Annotated in this window: 17 protein-coding genes, 1 tRNA gene and 1 riboswitch; of the genes, 6 read left to right on the forward strand and 12 right to left on the reverse strand. The window is 46.7% G+C overall.

Annotation, left to right across the window (positions count from 1 at the left end):
* Positions 1-44 precede the first annotated feature (44 nt).
* Positions 45-226: riboswitch (cobalamin riboswitch) on the forward strand.
* A 211-nt stretch (positions 227-437) separates the two neighbouring features.
* Positions 438-1,343, forward strand: coding sequence for a sirohydrochlorin cobaltochelatase (locus DESPR_RS16120; RefSeq protein WP_015725866.1), 906 nt, complete (start codon positions 438-440; stop codon positions 1,341-1,343).
* Between the two features lie 260 nt (positions 1,344-1,603).
* Here the strand turns inward: DESPR_RS16120 and DESPR_RS16125 are convergent, their stop codons facing one another.
* The 7 genes from DESPR_RS16125 to pilM form a co-directional block, all read right to left on the reverse strand.
* Entirely contained in the window at positions 1,604-2,536 is a 933-nt protein-coding gene (locus DESPR_RS16125; RefSeq protein WP_015725867.1) for a hypothetical protein, read from the reverse strand.
* 30 nt (positions 2,537-2,566) lie between these two features.
* Positions 2,567-4,327: a pilus (MSHA type) biogenesis protein MshL gene (gene mshL / locus DESPR_RS16130; RefSeq protein ID WP_015725868.1), complete on the reverse strand. Its 1,761-nt coding sequence runs from the start codon at positions 4,325-4,327 to the stop codon at positions 2,567-2,569.
* A 42-nt stretch (positions 4,328-4,369) separates the two neighbouring features.
* Entirely contained in the window at positions 4,370-6,244 is a 1,875-nt protein-coding gene (locus DESPR_RS16135; RefSeq protein WP_043770248.1) for a tetratricopeptide repeat protein, read from the reverse strand.
* Positions 6,241-6,750, reverse strand: coding sequence for a pilus assembly protein PilP (locus tag DESPR_RS18110; RefSeq protein WP_169701654.1), 510 nt, complete (start codon positions 6,748-6,750; stop codon positions 6,241-6,243). The genes DESPR_RS16135 and DESPR_RS18110 overlap by 4 nt, the downstream gene beginning before the upstream one ends.
* Before the next feature lie 69 nt (positions 6,751-6,819).
* Positions 6,820-7,461, reverse strand: coding sequence for a type IV pilus inner membrane component PilO (locus DESPR_RS16145; protein WP_015725871.1), 642 nt, complete (start codon positions 7,459-7,461; stop codon positions 6,820-6,822).
* Positions 7,462-7,475: 14 nt separating this feature from the next.
* Complete coding sequence (locus tag DESPR_RS16150) at positions 7,476-8,051, reverse strand: PilN domain-containing protein (protein ID WP_015725872.1); 576 nt, start codon at positions 8,049-8,051, stop codon at positions 7,476-7,478.
* Between the two features lie 8 nt (positions 8,052-8,059).
* A complete protein-coding gene (gene pilM / locus DESPR_RS16155) occupies positions 8,060-9,106 on the reverse strand; it encodes a type IV pilus biogenesis protein PilM (protein ID WP_015725873.1) in 1,047 nt (348 codons plus the stop codon).
* A gap of 657 nt (positions 9,107-9,763) precedes the next feature.
* On the opposite strand from pilM, the gene purU reads away from it, so the two are divergent.
* On the forward strand, positions 9,764-10,621 hold the full coding sequence (gene purU / locus DESPR_RS16160) for a formyltetrahydrofolate deformylase (RefSeq protein ID WP_015725874.1): 858 nt from the start codon (positions 9,764-9,766) through the stop codon (positions 10,619-10,621).
* Here the strand turns inward: purU and DESPR_RS16165 are convergent.
* Positions 10,614-10,940, reverse strand: coding sequence for a DUF7352 domain-containing protein (locus tag DESPR_RS16165; RefSeq protein ID WP_015725875.1), 327 nt, complete (start codon positions 10,938-10,940; stop codon positions 10,614-10,616). The genes purU and DESPR_RS16165 overlap by 8 nt on opposite strands.
* Positions 10,937-11,176 (reverse strand): hypothetical protein, encoded by a 240-nt coding sequence (locus DESPR_RS18645; protein ID WP_169701655.1) that lies wholly within the window; start codon positions 11,174-11,176, stop codon positions 10,937-10,939. The genes DESPR_RS16165 and DESPR_RS18645 overlap by 4 nt, the downstream gene beginning before the upstream one ends.
* Before the next feature lie 45 nt (positions 11,177-11,221).
* Here DESPR_RS18645 and DESPR_RS16170 point away from each other — a divergent pair, with 45 nt between their 5' ends.
* From DESPR_RS16170 to DESPR_RS16180, 3 genes are all read left to right on the forward strand, one after another.
* Complete coding sequence (locus DESPR_RS16170) at positions 11,222-13,114, forward strand: transketolase C-terminal domain-containing protein (protein ID WP_015725876.1); 1,893 nt, start codon at positions 11,222-11,224, stop codon at positions 13,112-13,114.
* Between the two features lie 304 nt (positions 13,115-13,418).
* A complete protein-coding gene (locus tag DESPR_RS16175) occupies positions 13,419-14,213 on the forward strand; it encodes an amidohydrolase family protein (protein WP_015725877.1) in 795 nt (264 codons plus the stop codon).
* A 23-nt stretch (positions 14,214-14,236) separates the two neighbouring features.
* Positions 14,237-14,527 carry a hypothetical protein gene (locus DESPR_RS16180; RefSeq protein ID WP_015725878.1) on the forward strand — a complete coding sequence of 97 codons (291 nt, stop codon included), beginning with the start codon at positions 14,237-14,239 and terminating at the stop codon, positions 14,525-14,527.
* Positions 14,528-14,597: 70 nt separating this feature from the next.
* Here DESPR_RS16180 and DESPR_RS16185 read toward each other — a convergent pair whose 3' ends face one another.
* The 3 genes from DESPR_RS16185 to DESPR_RS16195 form a co-directional block, all read right to left on the reverse strand.
* A complete protein-coding gene (locus DESPR_RS16185) occupies positions 14,598-14,864 on the reverse strand; it encodes a hypothetical protein (protein WP_174262878.1) in 267 nt (88 codons plus the stop codon).
* A gap of 454 nt (positions 14,865-15,318) precedes the next feature.
* A tRNA-Arg gene (locus DESPR_RS16190) sits at positions 15,319-15,395 on the reverse strand.
* Positions 15,396-15,537: 142 nt separating this feature from the next.
* Positions 15,538-16,071, reverse strand: a complete 534-nt coding sequence (locus tag DESPR_RS16195; RefSeq protein WP_015725879.1) for a DUF309 domain-containing protein — start codon at positions 16,069-16,071, stop codon at positions 15,538-15,540.
* 108 nt (positions 16,072-16,179) lie between these two features.
* On the opposite strand from DESPR_RS16195, the gene DESPR_RS16200 reads away from it, so the two are divergent.
* Positions 16,180-16,380, forward strand: coding sequence for a DUF1737 domain-containing protein (locus DESPR_RS16200; RefSeq protein ID WP_015725880.1), 201 nt, complete (start codon positions 16,180-16,182; stop codon positions 16,378-16,380).
* Positions 16,381-16,383 lie beyond the last annotated feature (3 nt).

Consider the following 16,383-nt stretch of genomic DNA (forward strand, 5'->3'; position numbering starts at 1 on the left):
ATGCCAATTCTTTCATCTCCCTTGACTTTATTCACACTGTAGAGTCTATGGTCTATTGTTCAGGTGTTCGTAGAAACGTAAAAGGGAACTCCGTGCAAATCGGAGACGGGCCCGCCGCTGTGACCGGGGACGACCGCTGCACCATGTCACTGACGACTATGTCGGGAAGACGCAGCCAATAGGAAGAACCGGGAGTCAGAAGACCTGCCTGGACGGGAGGAGGAAACGACTGCGCGGACGGCGGCGTATCCGATTTGATCATTTCTGTGGATATAAAGGGCTATCCCGGATCGAAATAGTCGATCCGGGATTTTTTTATTCCCCTTCCTGTGTCTCCTTTGGTGAAACGCAATCAACTATAGGCTGGCGGAGGAAGCGGTCATGGATGGCTCAGTCCCAGGTGGGCCGTCATAACCTTTTTTGCGGGAGAATATTGCATGAACATTTTGGAGATCAAAACGCTGGTGTTGACGATAATTTGCTGCGCACTTATAGGAACCGTCTGTTTCTCAGGCGCTGTCGGTGCAGCCGGTCATGCCGCCGAGGAAAAGGGGCCGGCAATCCTCTTGGTCACCTTTGGGACCAGTGTTGAAAACGCCCAGACAGCCTTCCAAAACATCGAGCACCGCGTGAAAGAGGCCTTTCCCAAGACTGAAGTGCGCTGGGCGTATACCTCATCGATCATCCGCAACAAGCTTGCCAAGAAAGGAATCCGGATCGATTCACCGGAAATGGCCTTGTCCCGGCTAATGGACGAGGGCTATACGAAGGTCGCGGTGCAATCATTGCACATGATCCCAGGAGCCGAATTCCATGAAATTAATGTCAATAGCCGCTTGTTCGCACAGATGGCTGGGGGGATCGATACAGTCATGGTCTCGCAACCGCTCTTGATCAGCGACGCGACCATGGACAAGGTGTTGAACACCGTGCAAACAAATATCATACCCGAGGAACGCAAGGCGGAGGATGCCGTCATTCTTATGGGCCATGGCACGCATCACCCCAGCGACGCTATCTATGGCGCGCTGATGTACAAGGCACAAAAAAGGGATGCCAATCTTTACGTTGGCACCGTTGAAGGTGCACCTTCTTTTGCTGAGATCAAGGAGATGCTGCTCAAGAAAAAGACGCAAAAAGCCTACCTCATCCCCTTCATGACCGTGGCCGGCGATCACGCCATGAATGACATGGCCGGTGATGAGCCGGATTCATGGAAGAGTCAATTAACTAAGGCAGGCATCACTGCCGTGCCCGTGATGAAAGGGTTGGCGGAGTTCGACCCCATCGTCGATATGTGGATTGACCATCTCAAGAATACCATGATTCATTTCCACAAATAAGACCGTAAACTAATTAGTGTACAATATATCCACGGTTCTACGATAAGCCTAGTCATTGCAATTGTTCTCAGCTCCCAGCTCGATGGTTCCGTGGGAGGGATAGACTCGTCGCCTCATCGATAAAAAAACCCCTGTTTTATGAATAAAAAAACAGGGGAAAAATAATCAACTTGATCTGCCAAGATCGCGATCTTGTGGCAGGTAAAAAGTGAACAACAAACCGTTCACGCCCATCCCAGGCACACAAACGCCTGTTACGATCATTGACGTTTTTTTACATTCTTCTTCTCATCTGGCAATGGCACATTATAAACAATATAGGCAAAATCGTTCATTAGTGTGGTGATACCTTGCTCAATCGCTTTTTCAAAAAGAGCATCGTACTCATAATCAGCCCAAAATGAACGTGGGGATACTTTTACATCATTTCTATTACTCCAAACTATATTGCCATTATATGCGTCTTGAACCCACATACGAATTTGAACAACAGCTTGTGGAATAGCTCCTAATTCAATTCTATCTTTATCATCAAAATCAGAAGAATTTAAATCATCATACACCTCAGTCGTTGTTTGACCAATCCAAAATTGCTCATCAGTACCGAAGAAAAATGGGATAATGCCTTTTTTCCACGGTGCCCAAGATGGATCCAAACGATCTCTGTATTGAATAATTCTACCTCGAACAATATAATCAGCAGAAAAATGTCGTCCTATTTTAACAATTTCTTGGGGACTTAGCCCATGAACAAGAGAAGTATCTCCTTCTATATTTTTATTATTGTTTTGAGTATCTTTTATATATCTCTTCAATGTTCTTTTCATATTACTTGACCAATCATTGTCAAGTTCATACTCAATCGATACTGTTTTGTTTCGATCATAGGAGGTGACATTTATTATATTTTGGTCAGCTAAAAACTTATAAATATCTTCTTGAACAGGAAGATGAAATCCTAACCTTACAAACTGATCAGCCACGTTTTCACTAACAAAAAGATTCCTACGATAGGCACTTTCCAGATTGTCCGCTTGCGAATAATCGGCGAAAGGCAGAATAACCACTGTTTTGTCGGCTCCCACTATATTCTTTTTGAGTGGATCGACTTTCAACGATTCATGGACGGTCGCGCCGCAACCACCAAGGCAAAAGGCGAGGAGGCAAACGAGTAGATGGTGGCGAAATTTCATACCATTTCTCCTGTTATTCTGGGGACAAAGTTAAATAATTCTCGGAGTGAGCAGGATAACCAACTCACGTTTCTGCAAGGTTTTCTCTTCCACGCCAAAAAGGTATTTCACCACGGGAATGCTGCCCAAGCCAGGTGCAAAAGCACCTGTCTTTCCTTCAATACTGTCGATGAGACCACCGATGATCAGCATTTCTCCGTTTTCGACCTCCACCATGGTCGACATTTCACGTACTTTGACCTGCGGCAGGCCGAGAGACATGGCGGTCTCTCCCTCACCAATGGTGGTGATCGGGACCTCACCATCACTGGTGGCATTGGCCAAATCGGTTGTAATGGGAGTCAGATGGAGAATAACTTTATTTTCGTCCAGAATAGAGGCCATCACGCCCAGGGCAATTCCCTGAACCACATTCCCCACTTCAGCAGAATAGGTTATATCTTCGGTGTCGCTATCCTTTTCTCTTGTGACCGATTTTATGTAAGCAACATCCTTACCGACACTAATAATCGCTGGTTGCCCATTGAGAACGGTCAATTTGGGATTGGCTAACACATGAGTATCTCCCTGTTCCTCTAGTGCATTGAGAAAAACATCGAATGTTAAACTTGGAATCTCAACACGACTGACAAAAGTATTCGAAAAATCATCAGGGTCAGCAGTTGTGCGTGGATGCACTTGGCCATTGTTGCCAAAAAAAGTAGTTGCTGAAATTTGAAAATCTTTAAGAACACTACTCCAATCAAGTCCAATTTTAGAGTTATCTTGCAAATAAACTTCTATAATTTTGGCTTCAATGTTAACTTGCTTATACAATGATTTCTTTAAATTATTGATATAATCATCGACAACCTTCAACAAGCTCGGTTTTGCTGTCACAGTTATAAGTCCTACATTCCGGTCGATAACAAAGGAAGCCTTATCCTTTGCCCCCATGCTCATTGTTTTTTCTTCTGATCCGACCGCATCTCCTTTTGCTGCTTTCTCTGGTTCACCTTGTTTTGCACTGAACTCTTCACTCTTAGCCGTATTCGGCCCCATATTTTTATCATTTTCTTTTGCTTTGGTTTCTGCTGAAGATGCCAGAAGAACAGATTGTCGATCAGCCTCAGCTGTTTTGAGGATAATTTTCAAATTCGATTCAACGCTATCCCAAACATTGAACTTGTTTTCAGGGCTCGATATTTTAACGGATCCTTCTGTGCCTGAAGCAGCATCCTTATTCGAGAGAAAATTTCCGCCTACAGTCGAAGTATAACCGCCCTTCATGGCGGGAATACCTATTTGATAAACCTTAGTCTCTTTATTACGAACAACGACATTTTTGCCATTCACTTCATGAAAATAGTCAGCTTGACGGAGAAGGTTGGCAATCGCATCAAAAAAATTATCGTTGGCTGCGATATCGACATCGACAGGAATCGTTTGGTCAACATCGCTCGCCCAGCTAACGGTCATACCCTTTAAATTCACCAATCGTTTCATTACCTCCCAAAGGGGTTGCGGGCCACCTGTGGAACGTATCGTCGCACCCACTTTGATCTGGTATTCTTCAGGCTCGTCACCTAACTCGTCAACAGTATTATCTGGAGATATTAGGTAACCTGGTGTCTGATATCGAACAGGAAGTTGAGCGGGCGTTGCTATGGGCTTGTTTTCGATGGTGGCGCTCGAAGATGGTGGAGCGCTCTTATCAACATTATCTTTGGCCTTCTTTTTGGCACCGCAAGAGACCAGGAATGGCAGTGCGATCACAAGACACAGGCAGGCAACATATTTGCTCAATTTCATAAAATGATCCTCAATATGATCCAAGACACGAAATACAAACCATTATAGGGTGGGATGAACAGCAACCCGTCCTTTGATGAATTTTTCCAAGTCAGGGGGAATCTGAAATCCTGATGACAAAATAGCGCGATATTGGGCAGTGGCCTGCTTTTCTTCGCCTAATTTATCGTGAATTCGGGCAGTCGCGACCATGGAATCGAGATTTTTTCCGTAGAGGCTATCATGACGGTTAAGAGCGGCGAGAGCAGAACGCAAATCTCTGTGATGTTCACTGAAGGCCGCATAATTCAAAAGAGATTCCTTTAGCGGCTTTGGCCCGCTGGTACTTTGTTTAAAATAAGACTCTGCCTGTCGAGTATCTTGCATGTTGGCAGAGGCAATGGCCGCGTTGAGCAGGGCGGATTCATTGCGTGGGTCAGCCTCGATGGCGCGTTTGGCAAAGTATAAAGATTTCGCATTTTGCTGAAGCTGGACGAGATAGATGGAGGCGATCTTATTGGCAAGTTTTGAGTTTTTCGGCCATTTTTCCAGTGCCTGCTCATACAGGCCTGCTGCCGTTTCAAAATTTTCCTGCCTTTCTGCCCCACGGCCTTTGGTAATCAGTTCTTTGGCCTCGATAATTTCAGCAGACTGTTTTTCTTGCTGCTGAACGATAAGTGTATCTCGCTCCATTACCGCTGAATCAGCCTCAAAACTTAAGTTATTTTGAGCCTGTTCGGGCCATTTAAACCCCTTTCCTTTGGGATAAATGACTAATGTGTTAAATCGCTCCTCTTTTTCTAGATCTTTCAAATTGAGAATGATATCGAGAGCGAAATCCCAAGGGACATCATCCAGCACCAAGGTGAGAGCCCCCTCCACCGATTCATCGACAACGATATTGACCCCACTTACCTGCCGTAGAAAGTTGAAAACGTTATGTAAATCCATTTTCTGAAATTCAACGGTGATCCGTTCCTTATTATAGCCGGAGAAATTGAATGCATCCTGCATTTGCTGTTCTTTGGCTTTTGGTGAAGGTTTTGCATCCAACGGATTAATTGAAGGGAGCTGCGTGTCGATAGTTTTTTGTTGATTAATGATCGAAGTAACTTGATCCTTTGACCTTGCCTCATCAACAATGATTTCTAAACCATTTGATATGGCATTAATGCTATATGGAAACAATGCGTCAGAGGATGAATGGAAACTAAAACGTAAGCCCGTGTCACGACGGGCAATCTGAATTTTTGACAGTGCTGTATCAACTTTGCGATCGGTTAAGGCAGCATCATCACTTGTGGCGTTATCAATGTCTATGATAAGCTGCGGGGGAATATTTCCGGATTTATCAACGGTACTTTTATTGTATTTCGATACAGTTTCATCGAAAAGCAGCTGTATTTTTGTTCTTTTATTTTCTTTGGTTATGGAAACATCGGAAAATTTCGCCTGCTTGGTTCCGGATGAAACATTGACAGGTTGTTGTTGATTAACTGATGTTTCGCCGTTCTTGGATACGGAATTATTTCCGGCCAACAACAAAACAATTTCATTTTCATTCTGTTTCGTATTAAACGAAATTGCCTCTGGGAGAGTGAATTCGAATCGTGATATTGAAGACTTCGCTCCTGGAACTTCACTTGTGGCCAATTTTATATTTTCATTTTCAATCGATTGAACAAAATCTTTCGCTATTTTAGCATCTGCGATATCAACTACGATCCTTGGAGGATTAGGCAATTCGTATACCGTCGAAACTAAAGAAGCTGTTCCTTTTATTCTTATTTCTTCCTGTTGATTTATTTTTTTCAATGTTACCGAACTAATTTGAATTTCAGGTGTTTCGGCGTTAGAACTTGTGTGAAAAATAAAGAAAAACGTGAATAATAGCAGGATGGAATATTTCGATCGCGCAAAAGAATGAAACATGATCATTTCTCTCCTTCTTTGTTCAGGCTCATGGTAATAATCGTTTTCATTTCTTTACCCGATCTCGTCAAAGCGGTTTCCGTAATAAATACTTGATCAGGTGTAATTTTTGTAACAATGCCTCTTTTGCCAATAGGCGTCCCTACTTTCAACAAATATCCTTTATTAGCTTGATCTTCAACCATCGCTAGTTCGTCAGTTGAACTTATCAAAACACCAACCAATTTGAGCTGTCCTGGTTCAAACAACTGCATTCCTATTAATTCATCTGTGCTTTCTATGATTTCATTGGGGTCGAATCCAGCAGGGACATCAGCCTTTTCAGAAAGAAACGGTTTGAATGGATCCATCCTCCCCTCAACTTTATAGGTGTAACTGTTATCCTTTGTACTTAAAAAATTATTAGTCGGATTATCCTCTCCAAAACAGTTGGGTAAAATCCCAAACAAAAATAAAGCATATCCAATTAGGCAAACCGCAAAGCGCCTAGGATTTTCTTTTTTTTCTATCATTGTGCGGTCATCTCTTATTGTCTTGGATAAAATACTCATCACATACAGTACACAAAGGCTAAAATAGACCTATTTCTTGCCCTTCTTTCCTTTCTGCTCTGGCGGAGGAGCAGGTACATTAGTAAATCGATACGTAACCAATCGGCAGGAGGAAGAAAGCAACATCTCGCCTTCAACTTGTTCGGCCTTCTCTGTCTTTATATTGTTAACAGTTACTATTCGCTCAAGCTTACTAACTTTATCTAAAAATAATCCCAAATTATGATAAGGTCCCTTGATCTTTATATCGATTGGAATTTCAGCATAGAAATCTTTTTGCATTTCCGCTCCAGGTACGAACGATATAAAATCTAGGCCTGAATTTTTCCCAAGATCGGATATGTTTCGCAACAAATTGGGTATTTCTTGGCTTTTCGGGAGAAGAACAGAAGTGAGTTCAAATTCGTTTTGCGCATCTTCAAGTTCCTTTTGATGTTTTGGTAAATCGCGAGCCGCTCTTCGGACCTTGTTCAGCTCGTCAGTAGACACTTGAATTTGCTTTTTCAAATTCTCTATATTTTTTAAATTTTGCTGTAGAAATCCAAAATAAAACAATGAAACAGGTAAAATAAAAGCTAATACCAATATTAATATTTTATACCTTTTATCAAAAGGTATAAATTTTTCATCAACGAAAATGTCATATTTATTTTTCTTGGATGTCAAACCCATTTTTTGGCCTAGTATTAATTTGATATTCTTTGAGCAGTATCGTTATTCTCGAATCCAACAGTGCAGGAAGTCGAGAAGGCCTTCAAATCTCTATCCGCAAATTTTTCCATTGAAGAACTTACCAATGTTACATTTTTGATATATTTAGAATTTTCTAGATCATCCATAAATTTCGCGATAGTTTGATCATCAAGTGCCATACCAGTTAAACTGAGTTGAGCCGAATCTTGAGTAATGCCTTTAAGCCACATCCGACGAAATGGGATCAGATTTGCAATTTCATCAAGGACGTGAACAGTAAGAGAGGAAGATTGTTTTAACTGTTTTATAACTTCAATACGTGTTGCAAGAACTTTTTTCTCTTCATCGATTTTCTTGATTTCTGCTAAGATTTTATCATATTGTTTTTTTTCAGATTGCAGAGCGGCATTGGTATCGCGCATTTTCTTAACAATGTTAGACTGGTAATATCCAAATGCAATAAGCACGATCACCAAAGCACCAAAAAATATTATCGATAAATTAATCTGTTGCTTAGCTTTGTTGCGCTTAATTATTTCCCGGACCGGGAGTAAATTGATATGAATCATAATTTTTTTTAAAAAGATGCAGAGCGAATTGCCAATCCAGCGGCGATGGCCATTTCAGGGGCTATGGAATCAAGGTAGTTTTCATCAAATTTCTTTGGATCATAGACCATTTTTTTAAAAGGATTAAAAGCGATTACACTCAACCCTGTTTCCTTTTCTATATATTCTTTGAGTCCATTCACTTTCGACCCTCCGCCACTCAATACCAAATACTTTAAATGTTTATCTGGATTATTCATAAGATACAAGTCAATGGCTTTCTTGATCTCTAAAACCCATTGGGTGCAAGTCTGGTTGAAAATTTTTTCTATATCTTCACGAAAATTTTCTGCGGAAACGATACCAAGCTTTATCTTTTCCGCTTGGGCATAATCGATATCAAGAGTGTTCGCCAGTTGCATGGTTAATTGTTCACTACCGACAACAATATCCCTAGCCAATACTGAAACACCTTCAGATATGATATTTATATTCATTTTTGAAGCACCGATATCGACAAGTGCAACGTTTTCCATTGGTTCCGAAATAGTTTCCCAAATATTTTCAAGAGCAAACCCATCAACATCAACGAGCACGGTCTTCAATTTTATCTCATTGAGCATATCTAAGTAATCATTCACAACCTCTTTTTTCGCCGCAACAAGCATTATGTCGTTTCGGTCACTATGCTCTTTCTTTGATGGTAATTTTTGAAAATCGAGATAGACATCATTTAAATCAAACGGAATATACTGTTCGGCTTCAGCTTTTATATATTCCGCTAAGGAATCGTCATCCATCGCCTCTAAATTGATTTTCTTAACAATAACGGAATATCCGGAAATCGAGATACCGATTTTGGTATTTTTTATTCTCAAATTTTTGAGAAGGGCAGAAATTGTGCGCCCAACTTCTTCCGGTTCTTGAAGAACGCCATCTTCCACCGCACCTGGTGAAATGGCGGCACTGCCAACGGCCAATAATTTATAAGTCCGCCCGGATTTCTGGAGTTGGCAAATCTTAACGGCATGGGAACCGATGTCGACTCCGGTGATCAGTTTTTCATTTTTTGCCATTTTCTTTTTTCTCTCGTTTAAGTATGGCAGACAAGGTTACCCACAGATATTAAATGCTTTTTTTACTCTGTTTTGTATTAAGCACATAAAATAGATGCTTTGTCAAGCAAGCTGGTATTTTTTTCGCCCAACCTTGATCGTGAAGCGCTATTTGCCCTACAATAGTTAACGTATTGTCATAACATAATTTTTTAAAAAAATTCACCCCATCTGCCATGCTTGTGAGCTTTACCCGCCTTCATATGTGTATCCCGAGGCAAGAAAAATCGCGCCAGACAGACGAAATGCGTATTACCTGATTAAAAGCAGCCCAAAATAAAATTGTCAAATGCTGGAGTAAAAATTACCATGCCGCGAACACTGAAACAAAAAATCGATCAATCAGGCAATTTTCTCCAGCATCCCATAAAACCGTGCCAGCGCTTTTGCCTCAAAATTGCCCCTTCCCTTCCCACAAAAACCATGGACTGCATTTAAACAAAGTTGACGCCGTATCCTCTTTTGGTTCAACCTTTCAACGAAAGGTTAAATTGTTGCATTTTTTCACACTAAACGATACAATATGAATTGTTATTCCTTTTGCTGAATCTACACAATCAAAATAATTTTCATAAAAAAATTTTATGAATAAAATATTAACAATAAAAATTGAATATTATGTCTTCTTCAGCTATTTTGCTTATTCATTGTCCCGACAATAAAGGGATAGTTGCAACAGTCAGTGAATTTATCTTTAAAAATAACGGAAACATCACCTATCTCGATCAGCATGTTGATTCAACGCAAAAGACTTTTTTTATGCGCATTGAATGGGAGTTGGATGATTTTATCATACCCCCCAATAAAATAGGGGAATATTTCGATACACTTATAGCCAAAAAATACTCAATGAAGTGGCAATTGCATTTTTCCAATGAAGTGCCGCGGATGGCTCTTTTTGTATCAAAACTTCCACATTGCCTATACGACATTCTTTCTCGATGGAAATCGCAAGAGATAGAGGTTGATATACCTCTCGTTATAAGTAATCATTTGGAGCTCGAACCGATAGCTCGGCAGTTCGGCATTGATTTTTATCATTTTGCCATAAATACTGAAAACAAAAGGGAACAGGAACAGGCCCAACTGCAACTTTTAGCTGAACATGACATCGAGTTCATCGTCCTTGCCCGGTACATGCAAATTCTCTCCGAAGAATTCATCAGTCATTATCGCAACAAGATAATCAACATTCACCATTCTTTTCTCCCCGCCTTTCCCGGAGCGAGACCTTATCATTCGGCCTTCGAACGTGGTGTGAAAGTCATCGGCGCGACGAGCCATTATGTGACCGCTGAGCTGGATGCCGGCCCGATCATCACCCAGGACATCATCCGCGTCAGTCACGCGGATTCCGTCGACGATCTGATGCGGAAAGGTCGGGATCTCGAAAAAGTGATCCTCGCTCGCTCCATCTGGCACCATTTGAAGCGACAAATCCTGGTCTTTCAAAATCGCACGGTGGTTTTTACTTGAAATCGGAAAACAACGGCGGGTCTGGCTCAATCATCTGTGCGCCCGGGGGTGGAGCCGTCGTCTCGAATAAATGGAACTCCAAACTTCCTTCAAGAATCTGAAACGTGCCGATATAGTGTCCCGGATCGTCTGGCAAGGCCGTATTGGTCGTATAGATGCCAAGATACCGCTCTTTCACGGGCATATCCGGATCCACTAGCACCCACATCAAGGGGGCCGTGTCGCCCTTGGTCTGCACCGTCAAAATTTGTCCGCCATGCGGGATAGGGATCGACTGGAGTCGATTGGGTGTCAGTTCAAACTTCCAGATAGTTTTCATGGGTTGACCTGTTCATTAACCTTTGGAAAAGGAACAATATACCACGGCTGCCAGCGCATCATGACAGCCATGCCCTTACGTGGGTCGTCTTTTACCGTTGTTGTCCCATTGATGCAATCACATCCCTTACCGGCCGAAGATCCACAGCCATTTTTCGAGATCATCCTTGCGGATTTTGGCAATTCTGTTATCTGTGCGGTTGTTTTTTCAATGACCGTGAACGGATGCCGGAGCATGTCCCTCTCCACCGTTCCTCGAACTTTTTCCCATTAGGATATGTTATGAATTTCCCGATTGATTTGTCCGCGTACACCCCTCTGCGCTTTTCCGTCGATCAGCAAGGGCTCGATCTGGAGCAGCGCACCACCTTGATCCGCAATATCAACTTGGTGCGCGACAGTATCGTCTTTTTTACCGCCTTGGCCAATACCAAAGGCCTGGGGGGACATACCGGCGGCGCCTACGATATTGTTCCCGAACTGCTGATTGCCGACGGGTTCATCAAAGGCGGTGACTCCTGCTATCCGGTCTATTTCGACGAAGCCGGTCACCGGGTGGCTATTCAGTACCTCATGGCAGTGCTTAACGGCTACCAGCCAGCCGAAGCGTTGCTCCATTACCGGGAATTCGGCAAGGGATTGTACGGCCATCCCGAGCGCAACGAGGCAGAGGGCGTCTTCTTCAGTTCCGGCCGCCTGGGCCACCTGTGGAGCCATGTCAACGGCGTGGCCGAGGCGAATCCGAGCCAGAAAATCTTCCTGTTCGGCAGCGACGGCTCCCAACAGGAGGGCGATGACGCCGAGGCGGCCCGTTATGCGGTCGCCAGAAAACTTAACATCAAATTGCTGCTCGACGACAACGACGTCACCATCGCCGGCCATCCGACTTCTTACATGCACGGCTATGATCTGTTGCGAACCTTGAGCGGTCACGGACTCGCGGTCCAGAGTTGCCAAGGTGAGGACATCGACAGCCTCTTTGCCTCTATTCGCCAGGCCATCGCTCACGACGGCCCAGCGGCGGTGGTCATCAAGCGCAAGATGGCGGTCGGCGTGGCCGGCATCGAAGGGTTGCCCAAGGGGCACGACGTCATCCCTGTGCCCATGGCCATTGACTACCTCACCGCCAAAGGGCACACCGCCGCAGTGGCCATGCTCCAGCAAGTGCCGGCCAAGGCGACGAAGACCGAATATCGCGGCAGCTCGACGGAATCGGCTAAAAATCGGGACGAATTCGGCAGGATCATCAGCGACCTGATCAAGGGACTCGACAATCCCGCATCCAAGGTTCTGGTGGTCGATTCCGACCTGGAAGGCTCCTGCGGTCTGCACCATATCCGCAAGAATTGCCCGGAGGTTTATGTCCATGGCGGCATCATGGAGCGCAACAACTTCTCGGTGGCTGCCGGTTTCGGCTCCACCTCCGGCAAACAGGGCATCTTCGGTACCTTTGCCGCCTTCCAGGAGATGGTGATTTCCGAGATCACCATGGCCCGGCTCAACCAGGCCAATGTACTGGCCCACTTTTCCCATTCCGGGGTGGACGACATGGCCGACAACACCTGCCATTTCGGTATCAACAACTTCTTTGCCGACAATGGCCTGGCCGAACACGACCGAACCCGGCTCTATTTTCCTGCCGATGCCCTGCAACTCAAGGCCATCCTCACCAAGGTGTTTCATGACCAAGGCTTGCGGTTCGTTTTCTCCACCCGATCCGGCACCCCTTTCATCCTGCGGGAAAACGGCGAGAAATTCTTCGGCGACGGCTACACTTTCTCCCCGGATCGCGACGAAGTCATCCGTGAAGGCCGAGACGGCTATATTGTCTCCTACGGCGAGATGCTCTACCGCTGTCTCCATGTGGTGGAACTACTCAAAGACGAGGGCATTCAGCTTGGCCTGATCAACAAACCTGTCCTCAACGTGATCGACGAGGCCATGCTTGCCAAGGTAGGCGCAAGCCCCATGGCCCTGATCATCGAAACCCAAAACAGTAAGACCGGCTTGGGCATCCGCTACGGCAGCTGGTTGCTTGAACGTGGTTTCACACCAAAGTACGCATATATGGGCACATGGAAAGATGGCGCAGGCGGTCTGTCCGAACAGATTCCCTATCAGGGGATGGGAACCGAGGCCATCCGCGACAAGGTGCTGCAGATGCTTCAGGGATAACCCCCCGCAATCGTCTCGACAGCGGCGACTTTGCCGCTGTACACCAAAAAAAAAACCGGAAATGCTTTTGTCATGACATTTCCGGTTTTTTTTAGACTACCTTAAAAAAACCTCTTTTTCGTTTCCACGAGTCGATAAATAGGTACTTTTGTTCAACCAACCACCACCGTCGATTGGTCATGCCTCTCCCGGGTTGCGGATGAGCTTATTGGCTGCTATTGGCGAAAAGTTTTAAATAATTACAAGGAATGGATAAGCTTGGAACATCGTTCTATCCTGCACCTCACCTTGACAAAATAATTTTATGGCTGGCATCACCGACATCCACACCCACGCCTTTCCCGACGCCATCGCCCGCAAGGCCATCCCCACCTTGGAGCGAGACGGCAACATCAAAGCCTATCTCAACGGCACGGTGGCCGACCTCTTGGCCTCCATGGACCGTGCCGGCATCGAGCGCTCGGTGCTCTGTTCGATCGCTACCCGACCGGAACAGTTCGCTCCCATCCTCGCATGGTCCAAGGCCATCCGCTCCGAGCGGATCATTCCTTTCCCCTCGCTCCATCCCGAAGACCCGCAACTGCTCGAACACTTGGAGATGGTTCACGCCGATGGATTCAAGGGGGTGAAGATGCACTCCTACTATCAAGACTATTTCCTCGACGACTACCGGCTCTTCGAGCTGTACGAACGCATGGGCGAGCTGGGCACCATCCTGGTGATTCACGCCGGCTACGACATCGCCTTTCCCCGCATCCGCAAGGCCGACCCCCAGCGGATCGTCGCTGTCTGCCGCCAGTTCCCCAAGCTCAAACTGATCGCCACCCATTTGGGGGGCTGGGATGAATGGGCGGACGTGCGCACACTGCTCACCGGCGAACCGATCTACATGGAGATCTCCTTTGCCCTCGATTTCCTTGATCAAAAGCGCCTGCGCGACATCCTGCTCAACCACCCGGCCGAATATCTGCTGTTCGGCACTGATTCGCCGTGGACCGATCAGGCTACCACCCTTAGGATGCTTGGCAAATTGGGCCTGCCGGACTCGCTGTTTGAACGGATCACCAGCACCAATGCCCGACGGCTGCTGGATGCATGAAGATGAAATAACGGAGGTGGGTGATGAACGGGAACCGGACAATCGTGCAGGCGATCATCCTCGCCCTGGGGCTGGTGACCTTGGCGGGTTGCGCTCCGCAGCGTCAATGGTCAAAACCAGGACTCAATCAGGCCGATTTCGACCGTGATGCGGCCCGCTGTCGGCGGGAGGCCGCCGTGTCCACCCAGCGGGACCCCTTTGCCCCTGATGCGGGGCACGGTCTGGAACGGGCAAATGTTCAGGAAAAACTTTTTGAGCAGTGCATGACTGCCCGCGGATACCGCTTGGTCGAGGGCGAGGAATCTGGACGATAAGATAAAGAGGCGGGGCCCGCCCCTCCGTTTCGAGGCCGGTTACGTGAAAGTCATCGTGCTGAAGATTCTCTCATTGATCTGGAAGCGCATGCATTTCATGCATGTGCCCCCATTCTTGCATTGTGAACCTTTCCCGTAATTTGGGAACGTAGACGCTCGGATGATCGTCACTAATGGCAATCTTCTCCGGCCATTCAAGCGGGGCAAAATTCGCCATTTGATTGATGACCTTGAGATCGCTTTCTCCCTGTGATTCTTGCCAGGCGCGCGGTAAGAGATGGTGTCGCTCGAGGGGCTTCTTTTTCGTTTTAAGGGCCGGATCAATCAGATCGCTCACCTTTTTATGCGAGAAAAGAACCGGAGCCCCAAGCCGATTTTGAGCGGCGATGTAAGCAAAAAGTTGGGAATTCCGTGCGGATGAACTCTCAAGTGTGTTCGCAGGGATATCATAGCCCGTCAGTTGCCGGAGGCGCCGAAGAGGAAAGATCCGACGCACACAGCAAGCGGCATGGAAATCAAAAGAACGGCGGGAAACGCAAGAGGACGGTGCTCGAATGAAGTTCCAAAAGTCACCGTATTAAATGGTATCGGCCTCGCCACCTGCCAATCAATTGCAAGGGGGCTCACTTACTTTATTGTTCTCGACAATTAAAAGACGACCTGCAGCCCGGCGGCAGACCGCTATTGGGTTCGGCGGTTTTAAAAAAATGAAAATTTTGTACAGGAGTTGTACAAATTGCCCTAAAAACAAAACAATCACTCACCAGAATCTAGGCAAGTGGCTGAATTATTGGCGCGCCCGGAGGGATTCGAACCCCCGGCACTCGGATTCGAAGTCCGATGCTCTATCCAGCTGAGCTACGGGCGCGTCGATGCGTACGGGTATCCGCTGGTCGAGCCAGCGACGTAGACGATGATCGCCGTGTGGGTGGCGATCCAAATGAAAAACCATTTTACCCGGAAACCAGCGGCCACGTCAACCCTGCCGCGCTGAGGAGCGGAAAAATCGCTCAGGCAAGGAGCCGCGGAGCATCCTCCCAGGGGTGGCGCATGGCCTCCAGCAGCCGCTGCGGATCGGTGTAGGCGGCCAGTCGGTCCCGGTTGGCGTCAAGCACCGGCAGGGCTTTGGCGGCCAGCTGTGCCGTGGCGTCGACAAAGCCGTACTCCCGCTTGATGTAAACGCCGGCCGCCCGGATCATGGCTTGAAGAAAGGCTTTTTCCGTTCCTTGGGCCCTATGCCAGGCTTGCTCCAGAATCTCGTGGACCTCGAAATGCAGGCCCAGATCCCAAAGGACCAGCCCCTGCCAGAGTACATCTTCCGGTCCAGAGGCGATGCCATCGAGGAAGCGCGCGTACCGCTCCAGGCGATCGTGGATGTAGGCCACCTGCTCCGGGCCAGGCCGGGCAGCGAGAAAACGATCCGCCACCCCCTGGGCCGGGGCGAGACGTTGCTCGCGCAGACAGGCGGGCAGCGCGGCCGACAGTTGGTTGCGGATGTCCCTGCTCAGCCGGTCACGGAACGGGTCAAAGGGATGATGAATCATTTGTCGCTCTCCTCGCCAATCGGGTATAGTGCCGCCACATGCGCTGGCCGCCACCCGGACCGCGCCATGCTTCCTCCATGATTGTCCCTCTTTTCATAAGGCAGACCGATGAAACTGTATAGCTGTATTACCGGACCGGACGACGAAACCTTTTGCAAACGCGTGTCCGACAAGCTCAACCGCGGCTGGCAGCTCCATGGCGGCCCCACCCTGACGTTTGACGGCAGAACGGTGATCGCTGGCCAAGCCCTGGTCAAGGAAGTCGAGGGCGAAGTCTTCACCATGGACACCACGATCAGCGCCTACTGATCC

This window comes from Desulfobulbus propionicus DSM 2032 (assembly GCF_000186885.1).
GTDB lineage: Bacteria > Desulfobacterota > Desulfobulbia > Desulfobulbales > Desulfobulbaceae > Desulfobulbus > Desulfobulbus propionicus.

Coding starts and splice junctions, on each gene's coding strand:
- DESPR_RS16120 (WP_015725866.1), top strand. CDS start 438: ATGAACATTTTGGAGATCAAAACGCTGGTGTTGACGATAATTTGCTGC.
- DESPR_RS16125 (WP_015725867.1), bottom strand. CDS start 2,536: ATGAAATTTCGCCACCATCTACTCGTTTGCCTCCTCGCCTTTTGCCTT.
- mshL (WP_015725868.1), bottom strand. CDS start 4,327: ATGAAATTGAGCAAATATGTTGCCTGCCTGTGTCTTGTGATCGCACTG.
- DESPR_RS16135 (WP_043770248.1), bottom strand. CDS start 6,244: ATGATCATGTTTCATTCTTTTGCGCGATCGAAATATTCCATCCTGCTA.
- DESPR_RS18110 (WP_169701654.1), bottom strand. CDS start 6,750: ATGATAGAAAAAAAAGAAAATCCTAGGCGCTTTGCGGTTTGCCTAATT.
- DESPR_RS16145 (WP_015725871.1), bottom strand. CDS start 7,461: ATGGGTTTGACATCCAAGAAAAATAAATATGACATTTTCGTTGATGAA.
- DESPR_RS16150 (WP_015725872.1), bottom strand. CDS start 8,051: ATGATTCATATCAATTTACTCCCGGTCCGGGAAATAATTAAGCGCAAC.
- pilM (WP_015725873.1), bottom strand. CDS start 9,106: ATGGCAAAAAATGAAAAACTGATCACCGGAGTCGACATCGGTTCCCAT.
- purU (WP_015725874.1), top strand. CDS start 9,764: ATGTCTTCTTCAGCTATTTTGCTTATTCATTGTCCCGACAATAAAGGG.
- DESPR_RS16165 (WP_015725875.1), bottom strand. CDS start 10,940: ATGAAAACTATCTGGAAGTTTGAACTGACACCCAATCGACTCCAGTCG.
- DESPR_RS18645 (WP_169701655.1), bottom strand. CDS start 11,176: ATGCTCCGGCATCCGTTCACGGTCATTGAAAAAACAACCGCACAGATA.
- DESPR_RS16170 (WP_015725876.1), top strand. CDS start 11,222: ATGAATTTCCCGATTGATTTGTCCGCGTACACCCCTCTGCGCTTTTCC.
- DESPR_RS16175 (WP_015725877.1), top strand. CDS start 13,419: ATGGCTGGCATCACCGACATCCACACCCACGCCTTTCCCGACGCCATC.
- DESPR_RS16180 (WP_015725878.1), top strand. CDS start 14,237: ATGAACGGGAACCGGACAATCGTGCAGGCGATCATCCTCGCCCTGGGG.
- DESPR_RS16195 (WP_015725879.1), bottom strand. CDS start 16,071: ATGATTCATCATCCCTTTGACCCGTTCCGTGACCGGCTGAGCAGGGAC.
- DESPR_RS16200 (WP_015725880.1), top strand. CDS start 16,180: ATGAAACTGTATAGCTGTATTACCGGACCGGACGACGAAACCTTTTGC.